The organism is Pantoea sp. ARC270 (genome assembly GCF_003236725.1).
Lineage (GTDB): Bacteria > Pseudomonadota > Gammaproteobacteria > Enterobacterales > Enterobacteriaceae > Pantoea > Pantoea anthophila.
On record NZ_PUGA01000034.1, the window covers coordinates 17,674 to 41,971 of the forward strand.

The following is a 24,298-nucleotide window of genomic DNA, read 5'->3' on the forward strand; positions in this document are numbered from 1 at the left end:
TTCAGAACCATAGGTTCTACGAGCAACAAACAACAAGCATATAAGGAAAAGATAGAATGGCTAAGGGGCAATCATTACAAGACCCGTTTTTGAACGCACTGCGTCGTGAACGTGTTCCGGTTTCGATTTATCTGGTTAACGGTATTAAGCTGCAGGGTCAGATTGAGTCATTTGATCAGTTCGTCATTTTGTTGAAAAACACGGTAAGTCAGATGGTTTATAAACACGCCATTTCTACCGTTGTTCCTTCACGCCCGGTTTCTCACCATAGCAATAATACCGGTGGCGGCAGCAACAATTACCATCATGGTGGCAGCAACACATCTGCGCAGCCACAGCCACAACAAGACGGTGATAACGCAGAGTAACGCGTCGCCGTACAGCCAGGATCGGAGAACAGAGGTTTTCCGTCCTGGTCTTTTATTTTAGCGAGGTTATAGCTTGTTTGACCGTTATGATGCCGGTGAGCAGGCCGTACTGGTACACATCTGGTTCTCCCAAGACAAAGAAGTAGAAGATCTGCAGGAGTTTGAAACCCTGGTCTCTTCTGCTGGCGTTGAGGCGCTGCAAGTGGTAACTGGCAGCCGTAAAGCGCCACACCCCAAGTATTTTGTCGGTGAAGGAAAAGCCGTTGAAATTGCCGATGCGGTAAAAACAACAGGAGCATCGGTCGTCTTATTCGATCATGCCCTTACGCCCGCTCAGGAAAGAAACCTCGAGCGCCTGTGCGAATGCCGGGTCATTGATCGCACCGGTTTAATTCTGGATATCTTTGCCCAACGGGCACGCACCCACGAAGGTAAATTGCAGGTCGAGCTGGCACAGCTTCGCCATCTCGCCACACGTCTGGTGCGCGGCTGGACCCACCTTGAACGCCAGAAGGGCGGGATTGGTTTGCGGGGTCCGGGTGAAACCCAGTTAGAAACAGACCGCCGTCTGTTACGCGGACGCATCAGCCAGATTCTGTCTCGCCTTGAGCGGGTTGAAAAGCAGCGCGAACAGGGGCGTCAGTCACGTGCCAAAGCGGATGTGCCGACCGTTTCGCTGGTGGGGTATACCAACGCCGGCAAATCGACCCTCTTTAATGCCATGACCTCGGCCAACGTCTTTGCCGCAGACCAGCTGTTTGCGACGCTCGACCCTACGCTGCGCCGTCTGAATGTGGCTGATGTCGGGGAAGTCGTGCTGGCGGACACGGTCGGGTTTATTCGCCATCTTCCTCACGACCTGGTTGCCGCGTTTAAAGCCACGCTGCAGGAGACACGCCAGGCGACGCTGCTGCTGCACGTGGTTGATGGCGCCGATGTTCGCGTCACCGATAATATGGCTGCCGTCGATGCCGTCCTCGAAGAGATTGAAGCGGATGAGATCCCGACGTTACTGGTGATGAATAAAATCGATATGCTCGACGGATTTGAGCCGCGTATCGATCGCAACGAAGAGAATCTGCCGATTCGTGTCTGGCTCTCTGCCCAGACCGGTGCAGGCCTTCCGTTGCTCTGGCAGGCGCTCTCTGAGCGGCTGTCCGGAGAGATTGCTCAGCATGCATTACGTCTGCCACCGGAAGCGGGGCGACTTCGCAGTCGCTTCTATCAGTTGCAGGCGATTGAGAAAGAGTGGAATGAAGAAGACGGCAGTGTAGGATTGCAGATACGTATGCCCATTATTGAATGGATGCGTTTATGTAAGCAGGAACCGTCGCTGACCAGTTACATTGTTTGATATTGCCAAAACGCATTTACCTTAACATTAGACGATTGTCGCATCCGAAAAATGAAGGGTAAAAACCGTAATTACAATAAATGGAGTAGAACATGGCGTGGAATCAGCCCGGAAATAACGGACAGGACCGCGACCCGTGGGGAAGCAGCAATAATCAAGGCGGCAACTCTGGGGGGAATAAGGGAGGACGGGAATCCGGGCCTCCTGATCTGGATGATATCTTCCGTAAACTGAGCAAGAAGCTTGGCGGACTGGGCGGTGGCAAACAGAGCGATAACGGTCAGCGCGGCTCCGGCAGCGGTGGCAAACTGGCTGGCATCGTCGCGGTAGCGGCGGTCGTCATCTGGGCTGCAAGCGGTTTCTACACCATCAAAGAAGCGGAACGGGGCGTGGTCACGCGTTTCGGTAAGTTCAGTCACCTGGTCGAACCGGGTCTGAACTGGAAGCCGACCTTCATCGATCAGGTTCGTGCGGTCAACGTCGAGTCGGTGCGTGAACTGGCGGCGTCTGGCGTCATGCTGACCTCCGACGAAAACGTGGTGCGCGTAGAGATGAACGTGCAGTACCGCGTGACCGATCCGGAACGCTATCTTTATGCGGTCACCAGCGCCGACGACAGCCTGCGTCAGGCGACCGACAGCGCGCTGCGTGGCGTAATTGGCCGTTCTACCATGGATCGCATTCTCACCGAAGGCCGTACCGTGGTGCGTAGCGATACCCAGCGTGAAATTGACGAGACGATTCGCCCGTACAACATGGGCATCGCGGTACTGGACGTCAACTTCCAGGCGGCCCGTCCGCCAGAAGAGGTGAAATCTGCGTTTGATGACGCTATCGCCGCGCGTGAAAACCGCGAGCAGTACGTCCGTGAAGCGGAAGCCTACGCTAATGAAGTTCAGCCTCGTGCGAATGGCCAGGCGCAGCGTATTCTGGAAGAGGCGCGCGCTTACAAAGAGCGAACCGTTCTGGAAGCGCAGGGTGAAGTGGCGCGTTTCGCCAAGATTCTGCCGGAGTATAAAGCGGCGCCAGAGATCACCAAGGAGCGTCTCTATATTGAGACCATGGAACGCGTACTGAGCCATACCCGCAAAGTTCTGGTTAACGATCGCGGTAATAATCTGATGATGCTGCCGCTGGACCAGCTGATGCGTGGCGGTCAGGCTGCATCCGGCCAGCACGGTCAGAAGGGCGGAACCAGCTCGTCACTGCCTGCGCTCTCCGATCGCAATGCCAGCCGCAATGACACGTCGTCATACAGTCCGGACAACATCATGGATCAGCGCCGGGCGAATGCTCAGCGCAGCGACAGCCAGCGCGAAGGGAGAGAGTAATCGATGCGTAAGCCAATAATATTTTTAATTATCGTCGTGCTGGTGGCGCTCTATGCGTCGCTGTTTGTGGTGCAGGAAGGCGAGCGCGGCATCGTGCTGCGCTTCGGTAAAGTTCTGCGCGACGGCGAAAACAAGCCGCAGGTGTTTGAGCCGGGTCTGCATTTCAAGATCCCATTCCTGGAAACGGTTAAGACGCTGGATGCACGTATCCAGACCATGGACAATCAGGCCGATCGCTTCGTCACCAAAGAGAAGAAAGATCTGATTGTGGACTCCTACATCAAGTGGCGTATCAGCGACTTCAGTCGTTACTACCTGGCCACCGGTGGCGGGGATGTCTCTCAGGCGGAAGTGCTGCTGAAACGTAAGTTCAGTGACCGCCTGCGTTCTGAAATGGGCCGTCTGGATGTGAAAGATATCGTTACGGATTCCCGCGGTCGCCTGACCACGGACGTGCGTGACGCGCTGAACACCGGTTCTGTCGGCAGCGATGATGAAGTAGCGACGCCAGCGGCGGATGACGCGATTGCCAGCGCAGCGGCCCGTGTTGAGCGTGAAACCAACAGCAACGAGCCCGCTCCGAATCCGAACAGTATGGCCGCGTTAGGTATTCAGGTCGTTGATGTGCGCATCAAGCAGATCAACCTGCCGACCGAAGTGTCTGATGCGATCTTCAACCGTATGCGCGCTGAGCGTGAAGCGGTTGCACGCAGCCAGCGTTCACAGGGTCAGGAAGAGGCGGAAAAACTGCGCGCCCAGGCGGACTATCAGGTCACGCGTACGCTGGCCGAAGCGCAGCGTGAAGCGCTGATCACCCGCGGTGATGGTGATGCGGAAACGGCCCGGTTGTTTGCCGATGCGTTCAGCAAAGATCCTGACTTCTACGCCTTTATTCGTAGCCTGCGTGCTTACGAAAACAGCTTCAGCGAAAATCAGGACGTGATGGTGTTAAGCCCGGATAGCGACTTCTTCCGATATATGAAGGCGCCCTCTAACGCGACACGTTAAGAACTGATATAACCTACAGGCCGACAATGTTGTCGGCCTTTTTTTTGGGTATCAGAATGAAAACAAGCATCTGGATGGCACTGGCGCTGGTGTTAGTGCTCGAAGGGTTGGGGCCGATGTTTATGCCACGCCTCTGGCGACGCATGATCCTGTCGATGACCCGCTTACCGGATCGTCTGCTGCACCGTTTCGGTGGCGGACTGGTGGTGGCAGGCATGGTCATCTACTGCATGCTGAGTCTGCACGGCAACGTCTGAAACCGTGGCTGAAACCGGCTAAATTGTGCCTTTTTGCGCCAGAATCCCCAACATGTTGTAGTGATCAAAACTCAGGCAAAAAAGCGCGCAATCGTATGCTAAAAGTGCTGAAAACAGCGGGATCAGATGGTAGAATCCTTTTTTAAGCAATCGGTGATTTTGAGAAATGGGTAAGAACGTCGTCGTACTGGGCACCCAATGGGGTGACGAAGGTAAAGGTAAGATTGTAGACCTTCTGACTGAACGCGCGAATTACGTTGTGCGTTATCAAGGCGGCCACAATGCGGGCCACACGCTTGTCATCAACGGTGAAAAAACCGTCCTCCACCTGATCCCTTCTGGCATTCTGCGCGATAACGTGACCAGCATCATTGGTAACGGTGTTGTGCTCTCTCCTGAAGCTTTAATGAAGGAGATGAAAGGTCTGGAAGCGCGCGGGATTCCGGTACGTGAACGTCTGCTGATTTCTGAAGCCTGTCCGCTGATCCTGCAATATCATGTTGCGATGGACATGGCGCGTGAACGTGCGCGCGGTGCCAAAGCGATCGGGACCACCGGCCGTGGCATCGGACCGGCTTATGAAGATAAAGTGGCGCGTCGCGCACTGCGCGTCAGCGACCTGTTCAACAAAGAAACCTTTGCTGCCAAGCTGAAGGAAGTGGTCGATTTCTACAACTTCCAGCTGGTGGAGTACTACAAAGAGCCCGCCGTCGATTTCGACAAAGTGCTGAGCGATGTGATGGAAGTCGCTGACATCCTGACCGGCATGGTGGTTGACGTCTCTGAACTGCTGGACAGCGCGCGTAAGCGTGGCGACCTGATCATGTTTGAAGGCGCGCAGGGTACCCTGCTGGATATCGACCACGGGACCTATCCTTACGTGACCTCGTCCAACACCACCGCAGGTGGCGTGGCGACCGGTTCAGGTATCGGCCCGCGTTATGTCGACTACGTGCTGGGTATTGTGAAAGCGTACTCCACCCGCGTAGGTGCAGGCCCGTTCCCGACCGAGCTGTTCGATGAAACCGGTGAGTTCCTGTGTGCACAGGGCAACGAGTTTGGTGCGACCACCGGACGTCGTCGTCGTACCGGCTGGCTGGATGCGGTGGCCGTTCGCCGTGCAGTTCAGATCAACTCCCTGTCAGGTTTCTGCATGACCAAGCTGGACGTGCTGGATGGCCTGAAAGAGGTGAAAATCTGTGTCGCTTACCGTATGCCGGATGGCCGCGAAGTGACCTCTACGCCGCTGGCAGCAGAGAACTGGGAAGGCATTGAGCCGATCTACGAAACGCTGCCAGGCTGGAGCGAGACAACGTTTGGCGTTAAGACGCTGGAAGGTTTACCTCAGGCGGCGCGTGATTACATCAAGCGCGTTGAAGAGGTAACGGGTGTGCCGATTGATATTATTTCAACCGGTCCCGATCGCAGTGAAACAATGATTCTGCGCGATCCGTTCGACGCATAATGATTGAGGCCGGACGCTGTCCGGCCCTTGTTTTTCCACTCTCTGATGCCACTTATCTTCCCTTCGCTTGTCAAACCCGGTGCTGACTGAAAAAAACGCACGGCCAATCACACTCTGGTTTATCATCGTAGTTAATCGAATGGCGATCCGATTTAATCCCGACACCCATTGTAAGGCGAACAATGTCATGCCACGCCTGAAGGTTCACTGAGGTTACTGTGCAGCTCACGAGTTTTACTGATTATGGCTTACGGGCCCTGATTTATCTGGCCTCGTTACCCGAAGGCCAGCAGACCAATATTACTGCGGTAACCGACACGTACGGTTTGTCGCGTAACCATATGGTCAAAATCATTAATCAGCTGAGCCGGGCGGGCTATGTCGCTGCAACACGGGGTAAAAATGGCGGTATTCGTCTGGGTATGCCGCCGCGTCAGATTGTGATTGGTGAAGTGGTCCGCAGGATGGAGCCGCTACAATTAGTCGATTGCCCCTCCTGCTCCATTTCGCCCGCCTGCCGTCTTAAACAGGCGCTGCATGATGCAGTACAGCGATTTTTGCAGGAGCTGGATAACTATACGCTGGCCGATTTGGTCGAAGGCAATACGCCACTTTATGAAATCATACTGTCCAGATCGCCGGCGGATATAAATATTAAATGACATCGGAGGAACCGTTATGTCAAAAGATCCTTTTCAGGATAGAGAAGCTGAAAAATACGAAAACCCTATTCCAAGCCGTGAATTTATCCTGGCTTTATTAGAAAAACGTGAAAAACCGGCCAGCCGTGAAGAGCTGGCTGAAGAGATGAATCTGCACGATGAAGAGCAGCTTGAGGCGCTGCGTCGCCGCCTTCGCGCCATGGAGCGTGATGGTCAGCTGGTCTTCACCCGCCGTCAGTGTTATGCCCTGCCAGAACGCCTCGATCTCCTGCGCGGTAAAGTTATCGGCCATCGTGATGGCTACGGCTTCCTGCGGGCGGAAGGTCAGAAAGATGACCTCTATCTTTCCGCTGAACAGATGAAATTCTGCATGCACGGTGACGTGATCCTGGCGCAGCCGCTGGGTGCCGATCGCAAAGGCCGTCGCGAAGCGCGCGTGGTCCGGGTGCAGGAACCCCGCAACAATCAGATCGTTGGCCGCTACTTTACCGATGCCGGTGCCGGCTTCGTGGTGCCGGATGACAGTCGCCTGAGTTTCGATATTCTCATCCCGCCAGAAGAGACGATGCAGGCCCGTATGGGTTCCGTGGTGGTGGTGGAGCTGGTGCAGCGCCCGAACCGTCGCAGCAAAGCGATCGGTAAGGTGATTGAAATCCTCGGCGAAGATATGGGCACCAGCCTGGCCGTGGACATGGCGCTGCGCACCCATGAAATTCCGCACACCTGGCCGCCGCAGGTAGAAGCCCAGATCAGCCAGCTGAAAGAAGAGGTGCCGGAAGAGGCGAAAAAAGGCCGCGTCGATCTGCGCAAACTGCCGCTGGTCACCATTGATGGTGAAGATGCCCGTGACTTCGATGATGCCGTCTACTGTGAGAAAAAGCGCGGGGGTGGCTGGCGTCTGTGGGTAGCGATTGCCGATGTGAGCTACTACGTTCGTCCGGGCACGCCACTGGATGATGAGGCGCATCAGCGCGGCACCTCGGTTTACTTCCCGTCACAGGTGGTGCCGATGCTGCCGGAAGTGCTGTCGAATGGCCTCTGTTCGCTTAACCCGCAGGTGGATCGCCTGTGTATGGTGTGCGAGATGACCATTTCGACCAAGGGTAAACTGACCGGCTTCAAACATTATGAAGCGGTGATGAACTCCCATGCGCGTCTGACCTATAACAAGGTCTGGAATATCCTGCAGGGCGACAAAGAGCTGCGTCAGCAGTACGCGCCGCTGGTAAAAGATCTTGAAGAGCTGCATAACCTCTATCAGGCGCTGGATGCTGCCCGCGAAGAACGCGGCGGTATCTCGTTTGAGACGGAAGAGGCGAAGTTTATTTTCAACGCCGAGCGCCGTATTGAGCGGGTGGAACGCGTCTCCCGTAATGACGCCCACAAGCTGATCGAAGAGTGCATGATCCTGGCGAACATCGCCTCGGCACGCTTTGTGGAGAAAAATCAGGAACCGGCGCTGTTCCGCGACCACGATCGTCCGACCGACGAGAGCATCAAGAGCTTCCGTACCGTGCTCAATGAACTGGGACTGAGCCTGCCAGGCGGCAACAAACCGCAGCCTGTTGACTATGCGGCGCTGCTGAAGCAGGTGGCCGATCGTCCGGATGCGGAAATGCTGCAGACCATGCTGCTGCGTTCCATGAAGCAGGCGGTGTACGATCCGGAGAACCGCGGCCACTTCGGTCTGGCCCTCTCCTCCTATGCTCACTTTACCTCGCCGATCCGTCGCTACCCGGATCTGACGCTGCACCGCGCCATCAAATATCTGCTGGCAAAAGAGCAGGATGAAGGCAAAGGGCTGGTTCAGCGCGCCATTAAGTACCTGATGCCGAAAGATCGCAGCGTCGCCAAAGATCTGACGACCGCGACCGGTGGCTATCACTATGACATGCCGCAGATGCTGCAACTGGGCCTGCACTGCTCCCTGACCGAGCGCCGCGCAGATGAAGCGACGCGCGACGTGGCGGACTGGCTTAAGTGTGACTTCATGCAGGATCAGGTCGGTAACGTGTTCAACGGCGTCATCTCCAGCGTCACCGGATTTGGCTTCTTTGTGCGCTTAAACGATCTCTTCATTGATGGTCTGGTGCATGTCTCCTCACTCGACAATGACTACTACCGTTTTGACCCGGTGGGTCAGCGTCTGATTGGTGAATCGGGCGGGCGCACCTATCGCCTGGGTGACACCGTGGAAGTGCGGGTCGAAGCCGTGCATATGGACGAGCGTAAAATCGACTTTGCCCTGATCTCCAGTCAGCGGCAGGTGCGTGGCGAAGGAAAAACCGCGCGCGACCGCGCAAAACGCGACGATAAAGCGCCAGCGAAGCGCCGTCGCGATGCGAGCCGTAAGTCTAACTTCGAGCCGGACGCCGCCTTCCGGGGAGGCAAAGGCAAATCTGCCGGGGCAAATAGCGAGAAAAAAAGTAAAAACGTCTCGGAAAAAACCCGTAAAATCGCCGCCGCCACAAAGGCGAAGCGCGCCAGAAGAAAGACCGAGTCTGACTGAGGCGCGTCACCGCCTTTTCTCTCCGGAGAAAGGGCGGTCATTCTTTTCATTTCCAACCACTGAGCAGATTGATGAGCGAAATTATTTTTGGTATCCATGCCGTGCAGGCGCTGCTGGAACGTGCTCCACAACGTTTTCAGGAAGTCTTTATCCTCAAAGGCCGCGACGATCGTCGCCTGCAACCCGTGGTCGCCGCGCTGGAAGCTCAGGGGATCGTCATTCAGCTGGCGGAGCGTAAATGGCTCGACAGTCAGGTCGAAGGCGGGGTGCATCAGGGCATCGTGGCACGGGTAAAACCCGGGCGTCAGTATCAGGAGGGCGATCTGCCGGATCTGCTGCAGAGCCTGGATAAACCGTTCCTGCTGGTGCTGGATGGCGTCACCGACCCGCACAATCTGGGCGCCTGTCTGCGCAGCGCGGATGCGGCCGGTGTGCACGCGATTATCGTGCCGAAAGATCGTTCTGCCCCTCTGAACGCCACCGCCAAAAAAGTGGCCAGCGGCGCGGCGGAAAATGTGCCGTTGATCCGCGTCACCAACCTGGCGCGTACGCTGCGTCTGCTGCAGGAGTACAACATCTGGGTTGTCGGCACCGCAGGAGAAGCTGACCATACCGTCTTCCAGAGCAAAATGACCGGCCCGATGGCGCTGGTGATGGGCGCAGAGGGTGAGGGCATGCGTCGCCTGACCCGTGAACATTGCGATGAGCTGATCAGCATTCCGATGGCGGGCAGCGTTTCGTCGCTCAACGTCTCGGTGGCCACCGGCGTCTGCCTGTTTGAAGCGGTGCGCCAGCGCAACGCCTGATCCCCGATGTGATCCTCGCCACAAATTAGTTTCTGTACCAGGCATAACCCCGCGTCCTTCGCATACTTACGGAGTGACATCCGCGAGGAGTGGTTATGACCTGGACAACACACACCGTTTTTAATCAGCCCCATCCTCTCAGCAACAGTAATCTGTTTCTTTCTGATACGCCGCTCAGCGAAGCCCTTTCCCGTGAGGGGGCCGGGTGGGATCGGGAATGGCTGACCTCCGTTGGCTCACAGCTCGGCGGGGCCGAGTCGCTGGAGCTTGGCCGGCTTGCCAATACCGACCCCCCTGAGCTGCAGCGCTATGACGCCCGTGGCGTGCGGCTGGATGAGGTCCGTTTTCACCCCGCCTGGCACCTGCTGATGCAGGGCGTCTGCGCCAGCCGCCTGCACAACCTCAGCTGGCAGCCTGCGGTTCGGGAACAGGCGAGCGTGGCGCGTGCCGCGCGCTTTATCCTGCATGCACAGGTTGAAGCGGGCACGCTCTGCCCGATGACCATGACACACGCTGCCATTCCGCTGCTGCAGACCTGGCTGCCCGCCGCATTTGAGGGCTGGCTCGATCCGCTGCTCAGCGACCGCTACGATACCCATGCGCAGCCCGGCGACCAGAAACGCGGCCTGCTGATCGGCATGGGAATGACAGAGAAGCAGGGGGGCAGCGATCTGCTTACCAGCACCACCTTTGCTGAACCGCTTGAGGCGCGCGGCCCCGGCGAAGCCTGGCGGCTGACCGGCCATAAATGGTTCTTCTCTGTGCCGCAGAGTGATGCGCATCTGGTGCTGGCACAGACGCCCGCCGGATTAAGCTGCTTCTTCCTGCCGCGACTGCTGCCCGACGGCACCCGCAATGCCATTCAGCTTGAACGGCTCAAAGAGAAGCTGGGCAATCGCTCGAACGCCAGTTGCGAAGTGGAGTTTCGCGAGGCGACGGGCTGGCTGCTGGGAGAAGAGGGTGAAGGGGTGCGGCTGATCCTGAAGATGGCCGGGATGACGCGCTTCGACTGCGCACTCGGCAGTCACGGGCAGATGCGGCGGGCCTTCTCGGTGGCACTCTGGCATGCTCACCAGCGTCAGGTGCAGGGGAAAAACCTCGTGGATCTGCCGCTGATGCGGCAGGTGCTGGCTCAGCAGGCGCTGCAGCTGGAGGGGCAGACTGCGCTGCTGATGCGCCTGGCGCGCGCCTGGTCCCAGCCGGCGAAACCGCATGAGGTCACCTTTGCCCGCTTATTTACCCCGGCCGCTAAGTATCAGATCTGCAAAGCGGGCGCGCCGTTTGTAGCGGAGTCGATGGAGGTGCTGGGCGGGATTGGCTACTGCGAAGCGAGTGAGCTGCCGCGTCTCTATCGTGACATGCCGGTCAACAGTATCTGGGAGGGGTCGGGCAACGTAATGTGTCTGGACGTCCTGCGCGTGCTCGCCCGCCAGGCGGAGGTGACTGAGATGCTGAATCAGGAGTTTGAGGCGGTAAAAGGAAGTAACCGGCATTTTGATGCGCGCTGGCGTCAGCTGCGGCTGATACTTAACCACATCCCTGAAGAGCAGGCGCGCGAGGTCACCCGCACGCTGCTACTGCTGGCGACGGGCGCTCAGCTGCTGAAATATGCCGAACCGCCGCTGGCCGATGCCTGGTGCCAGCAGTGGCTCGACCCGCGCGGTTCACGCCCGCTGGAAGCCGCAGTGACCGATCGTTTACTGGCCCGCGCCTGTGGCCGGTGACGCACCATAAAGAATCGCACTGGCGTACCACAAGCCAGGCATCACCGTTTCACTCAGCGCCACGATCTGATAGTAAACCGCTCCGGCCTGATTGGCCCGGGCGGCCACCGCCCGCTGGGCGTCATCCGGCGAGCCATGCACATTCACGGTGATATTACCCAGCTTCGGTAAGCCGCCACTTTGCGACCGTGAAATCTCCTGTGCCTGCTGCGTTGGGGCAGGCGGCGCTTCTGGCGTTGTCTGAAGGGCGGAACAGCCTGCCAGAAGCAGGCTCAGGATCAGTAAGTAAGCGGAACGCATAGCAAAACCCCTTTTCAGGACGAGACAGTAAGTGTATGTCATCGTCCTGAAGGCGGTCAGGCTTTAAGGCTGAATACGCTGACCAGCTGGGTGAGATGATGACCTTTATCACTCAGCGTCTGCGCACTGTTTTCCGCCTGCGCCACCAGCTCGCTGTTCTGATGGGTCGCCTGACTGATCTGATTCATCGCCAAGTTAACCTGACCAATGCCCGCCGCCTGCTGCTGCGCCGCTACGTTGATCTCGCCCATCAGCGCCTGCACCTGCTCGATGTGCGTCACAATGTTAGTCATCGCATCGCGCGTCTGTTCAGAGAGCTGATGTCCCTCTGCCACGTTGCCGATGGAGGTGGCAATCAGCCCATCGATCTCTTTGGCCGCCTGCGCCGAACGCTGTGCCAGTGCCCGCACTTCTGCCGCGACCACGGCAAAACCGCGGCCCTGCTCACCGGCTCGCGCCGCTTCAACGGCAGCATTCAGCGCCAGGATGTTGGTCTGGAAGGCAATCGACTCAATCACATGGGTAATGTCCGCAATGCTTTGTGACGACACTTTAATCGCTGACATGGTGTTCACCGAGCGCTCCACCGTCTGGCTGCCGTGGCTGACGATTCCGCTGGCTTCCGCCACCAGGGACATCGCCTGACGCAGGCTGTCGGCGGTGTGTTCCACCGTTGCGCCAAACTGCTCCATGCTGGCGGAGGTCTGCTCGACGCTGCTGGCCTGACGTCCAATCTGCTCGCTGATGTTATGGCTGCTGACGGCGATGGTATCCGTACCGTCACTGATCTCCTGTGCGGCAACGCGCACCTGGCTGACGATTTTTTCCAGACCGTTTCCAATACCGTTAATTGCCACGATCAGCTGGCCTACCTCATCAGAGCGGGTGGTCTTCAGGTTGACCTGCAGATTACCGGCGGCATACTGCTCCGCCAGATGGATCACCTGCTGCAGCGGATGGGTAATGGCCCGGCGGCTGTACCAGACAAACCCCAGCGCAAAGATCACCACCAGAATCAGTCCGGTCATCAGGAACAGGTTACGGCTGTGGGTAATCGGAGCCAGCAGGCTGGCACGGTTAACTTCGCCGGTGATCACCCAGTTCCAGCCCGGCAACTGCTGCCAGGCCAGGATTTTCTGCTCACCGTCAATCTCCACCTGCTGCATGCCCTGTGGCTGCGTCAATAGCGGCTGCAGGATGGCGCTATCCCAGCCGGGCTGTTTTCCTTCGTTGTGCTGGTCAAACAGATAGTTGCCCTGCGTCTTACCGGGCGTGCCGTTGAGCACAAAGAAATGACCGCTGTCACCCAGCCGGCGAGCCAGGATTTTTTCGCGCATCAGCGCATACTGCTTGTCAATGCCAACGCCGACGAAGAGGATGGCAACGACCCTGCCACTCTCATCCTTTACCGGCTGGTACTGCGTGATATAGCGGTGGCCGAACAGCGTGGCCAGGCCCTGATATGCCCTGCCTTCGTGAACGCTTTTCCAGGCGGCGCCGGTGCGATCAAGCTGAGTACCGATAGCCCGACTGCCATCCTCCTTTTTCAGCGAGGTGGAGATGCGGATAAAATCATCGCCATCGCGCACAAAAATCGTCGCCACCGCCGCGGTGCGGTCAGTGAAATCGTCGACGGCGACCTGATCGAGGTTCAGCGTTTTTAATCCGGCGCGCAGCACGGGCGTTGAAAATGCGCCCACCTGAATTCTGGCGCTGTCATCAAGGCTGAAACGCCTGGGTAAAAAGCTGATAAACAGATTGGTATAGTGGCTCACCTCTTCGGTGAGGGTGGCGTTGAACATGGAGGCCATTTCATTAATGCCCTGCACCTGATTGTGCATGTCATCGATGGCGAGATTTTCCAGCTGGCGTGAGGCGTTGTGGCTTTGAGTCAGGGTGAGTACCAGCAACAGCAGCGCAACGCTGAGAGACGTCAGTACAGACAGCTTAACTCCGAGACTCAGGCCGCTGAGAGAGAGACGCTTCATAAATTACCTTTGAACAAGTTATGGGGGTACACCATCAACGGCAGGGAGGGGGAAAAGTTTAGGGCGAAATCCGGCCGCTAAGCGCAGCGGCACGTTTCGTTAAATCATCCACAGCACGTACACTGAAGCGGCACGCTTTCACCCCATCAGGAGAGACGATGATCGAACTCACGACAGAAACGCTGGCTGGTATTGAATGCCTGCACGCCACGCCTGCCGGACAGCGCCAGGCACCGCTGCCCACGGTGCTGTTTTATCACGGCTTTACCTCGTCGAAAGAGGTCTACGCCTACTTTGCGGTGGCGCTGGCGCAGGCAGGTTTTCGCGCGGTGATGCCCGATGCGGCGCGACATGGCGCGCGCTATGACGGTGATGCCGGGACACGCCTGGACCGCTTCTGGGAGATCCTGAAGCAGAACATTGATGAGCTGCCGCAGCTGGAAGCGGCGCTGCGAAATGAAAATCTGATTGCCGGTTCGCGTTTTGCGGTGGCGGGAGCCTCAATGGGCGGCATGACCGCCCTGGGGGCCATGGCGCGCTACCCACAGATTCACAGCGTCGCCTGCATGATGGGATCGGGCTATTTTATGCAGCTCAGTCACTCACTGTTTCCGCCGCGGCTCCCCGATACGCCCGACCGGCAGGCGAAATTTGCTGCCCGTATGGCGCCTCTGGCGGAGTATGACCCCTGCAACCGGCTCACGGCACTGGCAGACCGGCCGCTGCTGCTGTGGCATGGCGAGGCTGATGAGGTGGTGCCCTGGGCGGAAACCGAGCGGCTGGAGAGGGCCCTGCGTGACAATGGCCTGGATCAGCATCTGACGTCGCTGTCGGAAAAGGGGATTGGGCATAAGATCACCCCCTCCGCCCTGACGGCGCTGGTCAGCTTCTTTCGTCATCAGCTGTAAACGATGAACGGGCGGAGCAGGATGCCGCCGCCCGTGACGCGACCGGTACTTACCAGCGCGCAGCCGATTTCTCAGCTGGACTGACAGGCGCGCTGACCGGGTTTCGTTCCGGCCTGTCCAGCCGGTTAACGTAGACATAACCGGATGCCGCTTCACTGCTGTGACTTCTTATCTGCTGCGCACAGTCAGCATGGCTGGCAAGGGCGGGTGGAGACAGGAAGAGACCCAGGAAAGTGGCGATGACGAACGTTTTCATGCCCGACTCCTCACTTCAGGGAAGACACTCTGTGTGACGCCAGCGACCCTGTCGTGACGTCTGCTTTAATTTTAGCCACTGCCCCTGCGAACGCCAGATCGTCCCGCTGAACCTCTCTGTCAGCGTTTTTGAACGATCCCGCATTAACCCGCTGTTTTTACACTGTTCCCTTCCTGACCCACCGACTCTGCGTCCCCAGCCGCATTTTATTGAAATGTGCGCTTGAGTTTAGCCACGGTCGCCAGTATGATTACGCGTCAATTTTTCAGCCGCATTCTCAGGCTGTGTCCCACAAAGGCTCGTTACGGCGAACGGTTGTGGGACACAGCCTATAACGTTCCTTGCTTCCATGGGCCGCGGCTGACCCCGACAGGAGGCTGAATAATCCGTAAGGAGCAATTTCGATGCGTCATTACGAAATCGTATTTATGGTTCATCCTGACCAGAGCGAACAGGTTCCTGGCATGATCGAGCGTTACACTGGTGCTATCACTGGTGCACAGGGCACGATTCACCGTCTGGAAGACTGGGGCCGCCGTCAGCTGGCTTACCCGATCAACAAACTGCACAAAGCTCACTACGTTCTGATGAACGTTGAAGCGCCGCAGGAAGCGATCGATGAGCTGGAAACGAACTTCCGCTTCAACGACGCCGTTATCCGTAGCATGGTTATGCGCGTTAAACACGCGGTAACTGAAGCATCACCGATGGTTAAAGCGAAAGATGAGCGTCGTGATCGTCGCGAAGATTTTGCTAACGAATCCGCTGATGAGTCAGATGCTGGGGATTCTGAAGAGTAATCCATCGTGACGGTTAATCGACTGCGCTTGTCCGGCACTGTGTGCAGGACGCCGGTTCGAAAAATTAGCCCGTCAGGAATTCCTCACTGTCAGTTTGTGCTAGAGCACCGCTCAGTGCAGGAGGAGGCCGGGTTTCACCGGCAAGCCTGGTGTCGTATGCCGGTGATTATCAGCGGCAGCACCCATCAGGTGATTACTCAACATATAACGGTCGGCACGCAACTCACACTGGACGGTTTCATTAGTTGCCATCAGGCACGCAATGGCCAGAGCAAAGTGGTGTTCCATGCCGAGCAGATTGAATTGATAGATTCTGGAGACTAGCCTAATGGCACGTTATTTCCGTCGTCGCAAGTTCTGCCGTTTCACCGCGGAAGGCGTTGTTGAGATCGATTACAAAGACATCGCAACGTTGAAAAACTACATTACCGAAAGCGGTAAAATTGTCCCGAGCCGTATCACCGGTACTCGTGCAAAATACCAGCGTCAGTTGGCTCGCTGCATCAAGCGCGCGCGTTATCTGTCTCTGCTGCCGTACACTGATCGTCATCAGTAATCGGCAACTGTCCATTAACGACTTTAAGAGGATAAGGTAATGCAAGTTATTCTGCTTGATAAAGTAGCAAACCTGGGCAGCCTGGGTGATCAGGTTAACGTTAAAGCGGGCTACGCTCGTAACTTCCTGGTTCCACAGGGCAAAGCTGTTCCTGCTACCAGGAAAAACGTTGAGTATTTCGAAGCACGCCGTGCTGAACTGGAAGCCAAACTGGCTGACGTTCAGTCTGCAGCGACTGCACGCGCTGAGAAAATCAATGCACTGGGCACCGTGACCATCACGTCTAAAGCAGGCGATGAAGGTAAGCTGTTCGGTTCAATCGGTACCCGCGACATCGCTGATGCAGTTACTGCAGCTGGCGTTGACGTAGCGAAGAGCGAAGTTCGTCTGCCGAACGGCGTTCTGCGTACTACCGGTGAGCATGAAGTAGACTTCCAGGTCCACAGCGATGTATTCGCTAAACTGACCGTGAAGGTTGTTGCTGGTTAATTTTATTAACTGAGCACAACAAAATCGCCGGCCCTGTGCCGGCGTTTTTGTTTTTATGCCTTGCTCAGCTACTGCGCGCGGATAAAGCTGCCGTCTGTCTGACGGGTAAACAGCACCGGGCCCTCTGCGCCCTCCACCGTCAGTCCCGTTACCACACCCTGTGCATCCTGTCGGATTTTGACCTGCTGACCACTTTTCAGTGAGCTGAGGGGCTGATCGTTGCCTTCCACCCGCGCCATCGCAAACACATCATTGACCGGCAGGCTGTTGTCACGAAACAGCTGCGCCAGCGTCTGGCCGGACGCGATAGTCAGACTGCGCCACGCGCCCTGAGAGTCTGCTTTTGGCGTCTGCTGTGATGAGGAGGCCTGCCCGGAGCGGGTGTTATCGTAGATATCGGCCTGCATCGGCACCTCTTTCTCTGCGGAAGGCGTAACCGGCTGCTCGACCGGATAACGCGGCGTCGTGGCAGGCCAGAGAAACGCCACCAGCATAACCAGCAGCGCCGCCACAATGCCGCGACGGTGCGGTGCGGGCAGCGGTGCCATCCAACGGATGTCGTCGGTAAAATGCCAGATTCGCTGAAGCCATGTCGGCAGGCGGGATGACGTCTCAGAAGCCATGCGGGGTTCCTCCTCTCCGGCAGGCTGCGCTGGCCTGCGTGCGGCCAGCCAGTTCTGCAGCCGGGATATCATATGTGTTGCGCGCGTCCGGCGGCGTCGTGGGGCGATCTGGCCCATAGTTGCTCTCTTCTTCGTGTGCCACAGACGGGGGGTATTCCGTCGATAGTTATAGTATGGGCAATACTGGCGCGAAGTGCCTGCCAGCATTGATAAATCTGACGGCTCTATTGTTTCTCTTTCGCCGGGAAAAGTCATCTGCGATGCAGGGCATTTTACGCCAGCGGCCTGCGCTGCTATGCTGCCGGTTCGAATTTATCCGAGAGTGAAAGGAACGAAGATGACTACCCCTTCTTTCGACAGCGTCGAAGCACAAGCAAGTTACGGTATTGGTTTACAGGTTGGCCAGCAGTTGCTGGAATCTGGTCTGCAGGGGCTGCAGCCAGAAGCACTGCTCGCGGGCCTGCGCGACGCGCTGGAAGGGAACTCGCCTGCCGTACCGGTTGATGTCGTTCATCGCGCACTGCGTGAAGTTCATGAACGTGCTGAAGGCGTGCGTCGTGAGCGCACCGAAGCCATGGCAGCAGAAGGTCAGGCGTTCCTGCAGGAACATGCGCAGCGTGAAGGCGTGAACAGCACCGAATCCGGTCTGCAGTTCAGCGTGATTACTCAGGGCGAAGGTCCTATCCCATCGCGTCAGGATCGCGTACGCGTGCACTACACCGGCAAACTGATCGACGGCAGCGTGTTCGACAGCTCGGTGGCGCGTGGCGAACCGGCAGAGTTCCCGGTGAGCGGTGTGATCCCAGGCTGGATCGAAGCCCTGACCCTGATGCCGGTTGGCTCAAAATGGGAACTGGTGATCCCACAGAACCTCGCGTATGGCGAGCGCGGTGCGGGTGCCTCCATCCCACCGTTCAGCACCCTGATTTTCGAAGTGGAACTGCTGGAAATTCTGTAATTGCCGGACGCTGCAACCGCCCGGTTGCAGCGTTTTATCCTGCCTTACTTCTGCTGTAAATTCACCTGCCACAACGCGAAGCCAGTCGCATCGGTCCCTTTGGGCTGAAGCGGATATTGCGCATGCTGCTTAATAAACCCGGTCGCTTTCTCCCCCGGTGCCGTCTCAAACCGGATGTCCAGCGGCGTGGATGCGTTAATCGGGGCCAGCCGCCAGTTATTGTCCGCTTGTGGCTGGACTTCCCCGTGCGCCTTAGTCTCTGCACTGATATAGGCTGCCACCACCGAACGGTTCTCATCCGGCGAGGCAAAGGCGACATACTTATCGCCGGTGCCGGCAAATTTGCCGCCATAAGCACGATAGTTGTTCGTCGCCACCAGGAAGGTCGCCTGCGGGTCGATCGGCTTACCCTGCCAGCTCAGCTGACGGATACGGGAGGCATCAGGATGGATCAGCTGGCACTCGCTGTCGTAGCGCGCTGGCTGGGTCACATCGATCTGATAGGTGACCCCGTCGATCACATCGAAGTTATAGGTGCGGAAATCCCAGTTAATCAGCGACTGGGTTTTCGTACTGTGCGGATCGATCTGGTTAAACTGGCCTGCAGAGCACTCCAGCCACTCTTTAACCTGCGCCCCGCTGACCTTCATGACCACCAGCGTGTTGGGGTAGAGATAAAGATCGGCGGCGTTGCGGAAGGTCAGCGGCCCTTTCTCCACTTCGACATAGCTGGCCGGATCGTTTTTACGCCCGCCCGCCTTGAAAGGCGCCGCCGCTGAGAGTACCGGCAGACGGCCCAGATCGGGATCGCCCTGAATGAAGTGCTCGACATAGGCGCGCTGTGCGTTGTTGACGATCTGCACGGTGGGATCGTCCTGTACCAGCGACAGGTAGCTGTACATCACGTCGGCGGACTTGCCGATGGGTTTCGCCACAAAGTCGCGCGTGGCGCGGTGATCCTCAGCCAGGACCTTCACCAGCGCGGGATCTTCGGCGGCGAGAGACTTTTTCGCTGCGATGTCATAGATCGGGCGCGCCTCAGCTTTGCCGCTCGTGACCTGCCACCTGCCGTTGTCATTGTTCAGCACCAGGTCGACCACACCCAGGTGATCGCCCCACATGCCGGGCATCACCGCAGGCACACCGTTCAGGGTGCCGTTCTTAATGTCTGCGCCTTTAATCGCGGCAAAATCTTTACCGGGGAAGACGGCGTGAGCATGGCCAAACAGGATGGCGTTGATGCCTTCAACCTGGCTGAGATAGTAAACCGAGTTCTCCGCCAGGGTGTGATACGGCTCGCTGCTCAGGCCGGAGTGCGGAATCGCGATGACCAGATCCGCGCCCTGCGCACGCATCTCCGGCACATAGCGGCGCGCCGTTTCCGTGATGTCATCGACCCGCACCTTGCCCTGCAGATTGGCTTTATCCCACACCATGATCTGCGGCGGCACAAAGCCGATATAGCCAATCTTCAGGGTCCGGGTTTTGCCTTCACGATCAACCAGCGTGGTGGATTTGATGAGGTAAGGCGTAAACAGCGGCTTGCCACTCTTCACGTCGATGACGTTGGCATTGACGTAGGGAAAGCGGGCACCGGCCAGCGCTTTCTTCAGGTAGGGCAGGCCATAATTAAATTCATGATTGCCGAGGTTGCCGACGCTGTAATCCAGGGTGTTGAGCGCCTTGTAGACCGGGTGGATCTCCCCCTCACGCAATCCCTTTGCCGCCATGTAGTCGCCCAGCGGACTGCCCTGAATGATATCGCCGTTGTCGACCAGCAGGCTGTTTTTCACCTCCTGGCGCGCGGCGTGAATCAGCGTGGCGGTGCGCACCAGGCCAAACTTTTCGGTTGGGGTATCTTTGTAGTAGTCGAAATCCATCATGTTGCTATGAAGATCGGTGGTTTCCAGTATGCGTAGATCGACCGTTGCGGCCTGTGCGGCGGCGGAAACGCCAAGTGCCAGTAAGACTATGCCGGGCTTAAACATGCCTGCTCCTGCTGCAAAAATAATTGGGGATCTCAAAATAATGTAAAAGCCTGCCGGTGGGTCATTTTAAATCGTGATGGATATAACGTTTTGGCGCATCGGAGGCGGCACCGGATTCCGGCGGGCGCGCAAAGTGGCGCAGGCGTGGCGATAAACGGGTAACTATGATATTGATATATCTATAAATTGGCGCGCTGGTCAGCCTGTAAATGGGCAGGTCAGGCGAAACTGCTAAAATGTCACTGTCTGACGGAAAGCTGATCCTGCAGCAGAAAGACACAACGAGGTGAAAAATGTTAGAGCAAATCTGCCAACTGGCACGCGAAGCAGGCGACGCGATTATGCAGGTCTATAACGGTGCCGCGCCGCTTGACGTTTCTCACAAATCGGATGATTCGCCGGTGACCGCCGCGGATATCGCTGCGCACGAGGTGATCCTCTCTGGCCTGCAGCAGTTAACCCCCGATCTGCCGGTGCTGTCAGAAGAAGATCCGCCCGCCTGGACAGAGCGTCAGCACTGGCAGCGTTACTGGCTGGTCGATCCCCTGGATGGCACCAAAGAGTTCATCAAACGCAACGGCGAATTTACGGTGAACATTGCGCTGATTGAGGCGGGCAAGCCGATTATGGGCGTGGTTTATGCCCCCGCGCTGGGTGTGATGTACTCTGCGGCGGAGGGGAAGGCGTGGAAAGAGGAGGGCGGTCATCGTGAGCAGATTCATGTGCGTGACGCACGACCACCGCTGGTGGTGGTAAGCCGTTCTCATGGCGACGATGAGGAGATGAAAGAGTACCTGAAGCAGCTGGGCGAGCATCAGACCGTTGCAACCGGCTCCTCACTGAAATTCTGCCTGGTAGCGGAAGGGAAAGCTCAGCTCTATCCCCGTTTCGGACCCACCAATATCTGGGACACCGGTGCAGGACATGCGGTGGCGATGGCCGCAGGCGCGCATGTGCATGACTGGCAGGGTAAAACCCTGGATTACGCGCCGCGCGAATCTTTCCTGAACCCCGGCTTCCGCGTGTCGCTGTTTTAACGCGGGCTGAGCGTCTGTCTTCTGACGCCCCGGCGAGCTTCGCGCCCGCCGGGGCGTCTGCTATTCCGCCTTCAGCAGTGAGGTGACCAGAGCAATCACGTCTGTCACTTCATCCTGCGTCAGCGGGCCATCCTTCACAAATTTCACCGTACCCTGTCTATCCAGCACGACGATGGCGGAGCTGCCCGGCTGCAGCTGCCAGGCGTGCTGCACATTGCCCTTGCTGTCGACGATAAACTGCGACCAGGGATACTGCTGCTTATTGGTCTCAATGCTGCTGCGCACAAACATGCCGGTGCCGGGGATCGCATCATCGGTGTTAACGATGGTAGTGGTCTGATAGCGGTCATGCGGCAGCTTCGCGGCCTTAATCGCCTCTATCAGCGCGGCGTTCATCTCTTTAGCGGAGGAGCGCCCGGCAATGTGCTGGATCACGCGAACTTTTCCACTCAGCTGCGCGCTATTCCAGTTTTTATAGCTAAACTTCTCCTGCTGCAGTATCAGCTCGCCTTTGTCGTTGACGCCCGTGGCGGGCACGCGGGAATCGAGCCTGAGGTCGTGGGCCATGGCGCCTGCCGGCAGGAGTAATGACAACGCCACGGCTGCCAGAATATTTCGCATCGCACTTTCCTTAAGTGATCAGACCAGTCAGTCATTTTACTGCAATAGTAAGCAGGGATGATGCGCCTGTCGTGGAAAGGTGTCAGGTTTGTTATGCCCGCCACAATTCCTTAACCAACGAAGGTTTATACTGTGTCATATGAGAGTCATAACAGACTGTTCTGTAATGATGTGTCAACTCAGTAAAAAAATTCATTTTTCGGAACACCAGTAGTGTTCGGTGTTCTATAGTTATCGCGAATTCGCGCTTCATGGGCTGGTACCTACTTTGGAAACGGCGAAGCGTGCTTTAAAAATGTACAGGAGTCAGTCAGTATGAAAATCTTCCAGCGCTATAATCCGCTGCAAATAGCGAAATATGTCAAAACGCTGTTCAAAGGAAGGTTGTATATCAAGGACGTTGGCGCGTTCGAGTTCGATAAAGGGAAAGTGTTAATCCCGCGCGTCAAAGACAAACAGCACCTGAGCGTGATGTCAGAAATTAACCGCCAGGTCGTTCGTCTCAAGCTTGAGTTCAACTAATCAAAAGGGCGCCGATGGCGCCCTGAGTGTTTTATAAGCCAGCCCCTTCGCTATCCCTGCTCGTCTTCGCTTTTTGTCATGCTCAGCACCGGCGGTCGTTCATCGATGCGGGTGACCAGCAGCTGGTCGATGCGGTAGCTGTCAATATCCACCACCTCGAACTTGTAGCCGGCAAACTTCACAAAGTCGGTTCGCTTCGGGATCTTACGCAGCATATACATCATAAAGCCGCCGATGGTTTCGTAGTTGCCTGACTGCGGGAAATCGTCGATGTCCAGCACGCGCATCACGTCATCAATCGGCGTGCCGCCTTCAACCAGCCACGAGTTCTCATCACGCGCGACGATCTGCTCTTCCATGCCCTGACCGACCAGATCTCCCATCAGCGTGGTCATCACGTCGTTCAGGGTAATGATGCCCACCACCAGCGCATATTCGTTCATGATTACCGCAAAATCTTCACCGGCGGTTTTGAAACTTTCCAGCGCTTCAGAGAGGGTCAGCGTATCCGGCACAATCAGCGCAGAACGAATCTGCAGGCCACTGTTCAGCGCCATACTCTGATTGCCCAGCACGCGCAGCAGCAGCTCTTTGGAGTCGACATAGCCGACGATATGGTCGATATCCCCGCTGCAGACTAAAAACTTGGAGTGCGGATGTTCGGCGATTTTGCTCTTGAGGCTGGCCTCATCTTCATGCAGATCAAACCAGACGATGTTCTCACGCGAGGTCATGGAAGAGGGAACGGTTCGCGACTCCAGCTCAAACACGTTTTCAATCAGCTCATGCTCCTGCTTACGCAGCACGCCCGCCAGCGCACCGGCTTCCACCACCGCGTAGATATCATCGGAGGTGATGTCATCTTTACGCACCATTGGCAGCTTGAAGAGGCGGAAGAAGACGTTAGCCAGACCGTTAAACAGCCAGACCAGCGGACGCATCACCAGCAGGCAGAAACGCATCGGATTGATGATGCGCAGCGCGATGGTTTCGGGGGCGACCATTCCAACCCGCTTTGGGGTTAGGTCGGCGAACAGGATAAACAGGCTGGTCACGATGGTGAAGGAGCAGATAAAGCTGAGCTGCTCAGCCAGTTCCGGCGGGACGAAGCGGCTGAAGAGGCCGCTGAAGACCGGTGAAAAGGCAGCGTCACCGACGATACCGCCGAGGATGGCGACGGCGTTAAGGCCAATCTGGACGACGGTAAAAAACATACCCGGCGTTTCCTGCATTTTCAGGACGCGCTGCGCGTTAACGTTGCCTTCATCGGCGAGCAGTTTCAGTTTGATCTTGCGGGCGGCTGCCAGCGAGATCTCCGACAGAGAGAAAAAAGCACTGACGACAATCAGTAAAAGAATGACAAGTAAGCTATCTAACATAAGTGATCCAAAGGGTTATCCACTTGTCATTTTTGGCCTGGGCAGCGTGAGCAAGCGCGAACGGGGCGGTTACTCGTTAAACAGGGCTATCCGTGCCAAAAATGTCTGCGCCAGTTCGACAGGCTGAACGCTGCCGGGGCAGAAATGAAAACAGGCGGGATGCCTGTGGCTGCAGATTATAGCAGGAGCGCTTATCTGGCCGCCAGAGGGCAAACCGCCGGTTCGGGCGGCATTCACGGTCAGGGCGGTCAGTAGCCCGCTCAGATTTCTCTGAGTGACTCCATCAGGCGGGATCAATCCCCGTCGCAGGAGTTGTATCGATCTCCTCATTTACCGACAATAGCCCGGATATTTGACTTAGATGTTACTGCTACGCCGCCATTTGGCAT

25 protein-coding genes are annotated in these 24,298 nt (G+C 57.0%); 18 read left to right on the top strand and 7 right to left on the bottom strand.

The window, feature by feature from the left end; genetic code table 11:
- The first annotated feature begins 56 nt into the window (after positions 1-56).
- From hfq to CKF42_RS15560, 10 genes are all read left to right on the top strand, one after another.
- Complete coding sequence (hfq, locus tag CKF42_RS15515) at positions 57-368, top strand: RNA chaperone Hfq (RefSeq protein WP_009087468.1); 312 nt, start codon at positions 57-59, stop codon at positions 366-368.
- 73 nt (positions 369-441) lie between these two features.
- Positions 442-1,722: a ribosome rescue GTPase HflX gene (hflX, locus tag CKF42_RS15520; protein ID WP_009087467.1), complete on the top strand. Its 1,281-nt coding sequence runs from the start codon at positions 442-444 to the stop codon at positions 1,720-1,722.
- Positions 1,723-1,814: 92 nt separating this feature from the next.
- Complete coding sequence (gene hflK, locus CKF42_RS15525; RefSeq protein WP_009087466.1) at positions 1,815-3,053, top strand: FtsH protease activity modulator HflK; 1,239 nt, start codon at positions 1,815-1,817, stop codon at positions 3,051-3,053.
- Positions 3,054-3,056: 3 nt separating this feature from the next.
- Positions 3,057-4,061, top strand: coding sequence for a protease modulator HflC (gene hflC / locus CKF42_RS15530; RefSeq protein ID WP_009087465.1), 1,005 nt, complete (start codon positions 3,057-3,059; stop codon positions 4,059-4,061).
- Positions 4,062-4,117: 56 nt separating this feature from the next.
- On the top strand, positions 4,118-4,318 hold the full coding sequence (locus CKF42_RS15535; RefSeq protein ID WP_009087464.1) for a DUF2065 domain-containing protein: 201 nt from the start codon (positions 4,118-4,120) through the stop codon (positions 4,316-4,318).
- Between the two features lie 166 nt (positions 4,319-4,484).
- On the top strand, positions 4,485-5,783 hold the full coding sequence (locus tag CKF42_RS15540) for an adenylosuccinate synthase (RefSeq protein ID WP_009087463.1): 1,299 nt from the start codon (positions 4,485-4,487) through the stop codon (positions 5,781-5,783).
- Between the two features lie 218 nt (positions 5,784-6,001).
- Positions 6,002-6,445, top strand: coding sequence for a nitric oxide-sensing transcriptional repressor NsrR (gene nsrR, locus CKF42_RS15545; RefSeq protein ID WP_111208582.1), 444 nt, complete (start codon positions 6,002-6,004; stop codon positions 6,443-6,445).
- Positions 6,446-6,461: 16 nt separating this feature from the next.
- Positions 6,462-8,954, top strand: coding sequence for a ribonuclease R (gene rnr, locus CKF42_RS15550; RefSeq protein ID WP_046102608.1), 2,493 nt, complete (start codon positions 6,462-6,464; stop codon positions 8,952-8,954).
- A gap of 71 nt (positions 8,955-9,025) precedes the next feature.
- Positions 9,026-9,760: a 23S rRNA (guanosine(2251)-2'-O)-methyltransferase RlmB gene (rlmB, locus tag CKF42_RS15555; protein WP_009087460.1), complete on the top strand. Its 735-nt coding sequence runs from the start codon at positions 9,026-9,028 to the stop codon at positions 9,758-9,760.
- A 95-nt stretch (positions 9,761-9,855) separates the two neighbouring features.
- Entirely contained in the window at positions 9,856-11,484 is a 1,629-nt protein-coding gene (locus tag CKF42_RS15560) for an isovaleryl-CoA dehydrogenase (RefSeq protein WP_111208583.1), read from the top strand.
- Here CKF42_RS15560 and bsmA read toward each other — a convergent pair.
- Together bsmA and CKF42_RS15570 are read right to left on the bottom strand one after the other, a co-directional pair.
- Complete coding sequence (gene bsmA, locus CKF42_RS15565; protein ID WP_009087458.1) at positions 11,458-11,784, bottom strand: biofilm peroxide resistance protein BsmA; 327 nt, start codon at positions 11,782-11,784, stop codon at positions 11,458-11,460. The genes CKF42_RS15560 and bsmA overlap by 27 nt on opposite strands.
- Positions 11,785-11,840: 56 nt before the next feature.
- Positions 11,841-13,772, bottom strand: coding sequence for a methyl-accepting chemotaxis protein (locus CKF42_RS15570; RefSeq protein ID WP_111208584.1), 1,932 nt, complete (start codon positions 13,770-13,772; stop codon positions 11,841-11,843).
- Positions 13,773-13,930: 158 nt separating this feature from the next.
- On the opposite strand from CKF42_RS15570, the gene yjfP reads away from it, so the two are divergent.
- Positions 13,931-14,680 (top strand): esterase, encoded by a 750-nt coding sequence (gene yjfP / locus CKF42_RS15575; RefSeq protein WP_111208585.1) that lies wholly within the window; start codon positions 13,931-13,933, stop codon positions 14,678-14,680.
- 49 nt (positions 14,681-14,729) lie between these two features.
- Here yjfP and CKF42_RS15580 read toward each other — a convergent pair whose 3' ends face one another.
- A complete protein-coding gene (locus CKF42_RS15580) occupies positions 14,730-14,936 on the bottom strand; it encodes a hypothetical protein (RefSeq protein ID WP_009087452.1) in 207 nt (68 codons plus the stop codon).
- A 404-nt stretch (positions 14,937-15,340) separates the two neighbouring features.
- Between CKF42_RS15580 and rpsF the strand changes: the two genes are divergently transcribed.
- Genes rpsF through rplI form a run of 4 tightly spaced genes read left to right on the top strand, consistent with a single transcriptional unit; the run spans position 15,341 to position 16,781 of the window.
- Complete coding sequence (gene rpsF / locus CKF42_RS15585; protein ID WP_009087450.1) at positions 15,341-15,736, top strand: 30S ribosomal protein S6; 396 nt, start codon at positions 15,341-15,343, stop codon at positions 15,734-15,736.
- Positions 15,737-15,742: 6 nt separating this feature from the next.
- Entirely contained in the window at positions 15,743-16,060 is a 318-nt protein-coding gene (gene priB / locus CKF42_RS15590; RefSeq protein WP_009087448.1) for a primosomal replication protein N, read from the top strand.
- A 4-nt stretch (positions 16,061-16,064) separates the two neighbouring features.
- A complete protein-coding gene (gene rpsR / locus CKF42_RS15595; RefSeq protein ID WP_002210155.1) occupies positions 16,065-16,292 on the top strand; it encodes a 30S ribosomal protein S18 in 228 nt (75 codons plus the stop codon).
- Positions 16,293-16,331: 39 nt separating this feature from the next.
- On the top strand, positions 16,332-16,781 hold the full coding sequence (rplI, locus tag CKF42_RS15600) for a 50S ribosomal protein L9 (protein ID WP_046102603.1): 450 nt from the start codon (positions 16,332-16,334) through the stop codon (positions 16,779-16,781).
- A gap of 68 nt (positions 16,782-16,849) precedes the next feature.
- Here rplI and CKF42_RS15605 read toward each other — a convergent pair whose 3' ends face one another.
- On the bottom strand, positions 16,850-17,521 hold the full coding sequence (locus CKF42_RS15605; RefSeq protein WP_158526768.1) for a LysM-like peptidoglycan-binding domain-containing protein: 672 nt from the start codon (positions 17,519-17,521) through the stop codon (positions 16,850-16,852).
- A gap of 220 nt (positions 17,522-17,741) precedes the next feature.
- Between CKF42_RS15605 and fklB the strand changes: the two genes are divergently transcribed.
- On the top strand, positions 17,742-18,362 hold the full coding sequence (gene fklB / locus CKF42_RS15610; RefSeq protein ID WP_009087442.1) for an FKBP-type peptidyl-prolyl cis-trans isomerase: 621 nt from the start codon (positions 17,742-17,744) through the stop codon (positions 18,360-18,362).
- 44 nt (positions 18,363-18,406) lie between these two features.
- Here the strand turns inward: fklB and CKF42_RS15615 are convergent, their stop codons facing one another.
- Positions 18,407-20,350 (bottom strand): bifunctional 2',3'-cyclic-nucleotide 2'-phosphodiesterase/3'-nucleotidase, encoded by a 1,944-nt coding sequence (locus tag CKF42_RS15615; protein ID WP_111208586.1) that lies wholly within the window; start codon positions 20,348-20,350, stop codon positions 18,407-18,409.
- A gap of 293 nt (positions 20,351-20,643) precedes the next feature.
- Here CKF42_RS15615 and cysQ point away from each other — a divergent pair, with 293 nt between their 5' ends.
- Positions 20,644-21,387 (top strand): 3'(2'),5'-bisphosphate nucleotidase CysQ, encoded by a 744-nt coding sequence (cysQ, locus tag CKF42_RS15620; protein WP_111208587.1) that lies wholly within the window; start codon positions 20,644-20,646, stop codon positions 21,385-21,387.
- 60 nt (positions 21,388-21,447) lie between these two features.
- Here cysQ and CKF42_RS15625 read toward each other — a convergent pair whose 3' ends face one another.
- Positions 21,448-22,008, bottom strand: a complete 561-nt coding sequence (locus tag CKF42_RS15625; protein WP_111208588.1) for a YtfJ family protein — start codon at positions 22,006-22,008, stop codon at positions 21,448-21,450.
- A 315-nt stretch (positions 22,009-22,323) separates the two neighbouring features.
- On the opposite strand from CKF42_RS15625, the gene CKF42_RS15630 reads away from it, so the two are divergent.
- Positions 22,324-22,530 (top strand): DUF1107 domain-containing protein, encoded by a 207-nt coding sequence (locus CKF42_RS15630; protein WP_003855513.1) that lies wholly within the window; start codon positions 22,324-22,326, stop codon positions 22,528-22,530.
- A 50-nt stretch (positions 22,531-22,580) separates the two neighbouring features.
- On the opposite strand, the gene CKF42_RS15635 is transcribed toward CKF42_RS15630, so the two are convergent.
- Positions 22,581-23,909, bottom strand: coding sequence for a hemolysin family protein (locus CKF42_RS15635; protein WP_009087434.1), 1,329 nt, complete (start codon positions 23,907-23,909; stop codon positions 22,581-22,583).
- Positions 23,910-24,298 lie beyond the last annotated feature (389 nt).

Bases quoted from the DNA above. Each gene is read 5' to 3' on its own strand.
- hfq (WP_009087468.1), top strand. From the start codon at position 57: ATGGCTAAGGGGCAATCATTACAAGACCCGTTTTTGAACGCACTGCGT.
- hflK (WP_009087466.1), top strand. From the start codon at position 1,815: ATGGCGTGGAATCAGCCCGGAAATAACGGACAGGACCGCGACCCGTGG.
- hflC (WP_009087465.1), top strand. From the start codon at position 3,057: ATGCGTAAGCCAATAATATTTTTAATTATCGTCGTGCTGGTGGCGCTC.
- CKF42_RS15535 (WP_009087464.1), top strand. From the start codon at position 4,118: ATGAAAACAAGCATCTGGATGGCACTGGCGCTGGTGTTAGTGCTCGAA.
- CKF42_RS15540 (WP_009087463.1), top strand. From the start codon at position 4,485: ATGGGTAAGAACGTCGTCGTACTGGGCACCCAATGGGGTGACGAAGGT.
- rnr (WP_046102608.1), top strand. From the start codon at position 6,462: ATGTCAAAAGATCCTTTTCAGGATAGAGAAGCTGAAAAATACGAAAAC.
- rlmB (WP_009087460.1), top strand. From the start codon at position 9,026: ATGAGCGAAATTATTTTTGGTATCCATGCCGTGCAGGCGCTGCTGGAA.
- CKF42_RS15560 (WP_111208583.1), top strand. From the start codon at position 9,856: ATGACCTGGACAACACACACCGTTTTTAATCAGCCCCATCCTCTCAGC.
- bsmA (WP_009087458.1), bottom strand. From the start codon at position 11,784: ATGCGTTCCGCTTACTTACTGATCCTGAGCCTGCTTCTGGCAGGCTGT.
- CKF42_RS15570 (WP_111208584.1), bottom strand. From the start codon at position 13,772: ATGAAGCGTCTCTCTCTCAGCGGCCTGAGTCTCGGAGTTAAGCTGTCT.
- yjfP (WP_111208585.1), top strand. From the start codon at position 13,931: ATGATCGAACTCACGACAGAAACGCTGGCTGGTATTGAATGCCTGCAC.
- CKF42_RS15580 (WP_009087452.1), bottom strand. From the start codon at position 14,936: ATGAAAACGTTCGTCATCGCCACTTTCCTGGGTCTCTTCCTGTCTCCA.
- rpsF (WP_009087450.1), top strand. From the start codon at position 15,341: ATGCGTCATTACGAAATCGTATTTATGGTTCATCCTGACCAGAGCGAA.
- rpsR (WP_002210155.1), top strand. From the start codon at position 16,065: ATGGCACGTTATTTCCGTCGTCGCAAGTTCTGCCGTTTCACCGCGGAA.
- rplI (WP_046102603.1), top strand. From the start codon at position 16,332: ATGCAAGTTATTCTGCTTGATAAAGTAGCAAACCTGGGCAGCCTGGGT.
- CKF42_RS15605 (WP_158526768.1), bottom strand. From the start codon at position 17,521: ATGGGCCAGATCGCCCCACGACGCCGCCGGACGCGCGCAACACATATG.
- fklB (WP_009087442.1), top strand. From the start codon at position 17,742: ATGACTACCCCTTCTTTCGACAGCGTCGAAGCACAAGCAAGTTACGGT.
- CKF42_RS15615 (WP_111208586.1), bottom strand. From the start codon at position 20,350: ATGTTTAAGCCCGGCATAGTCTTACTGGCACTTGGCGTTTCCGCCGCC.
- cysQ (WP_111208587.1), top strand. From the start codon at position 20,644: ATGTTAGAGCAAATCTGCCAACTGGCACGCGAAGCAGGCGACGCGATT.
- CKF42_RS15625 (WP_111208588.1), bottom strand. From the start codon at position 22,008: ATGCGAAATATTCTGGCAGCCGTGGCGTTGTCATTACTCCTGCCGGCA.
- CKF42_RS15630 (WP_003855513.1), top strand. From the start codon at position 22,324: ATGAAAATCTTCCAGCGCTATAATCCGCTGCAAATAGCGAAATATGTC.
- CKF42_RS15635 (WP_009087434.1), bottom strand. From the start codon at position 23,909: ATGTTAGATAGCTTACTTGTCATTCTTTTACTGATTGTCGTCAGTGCT.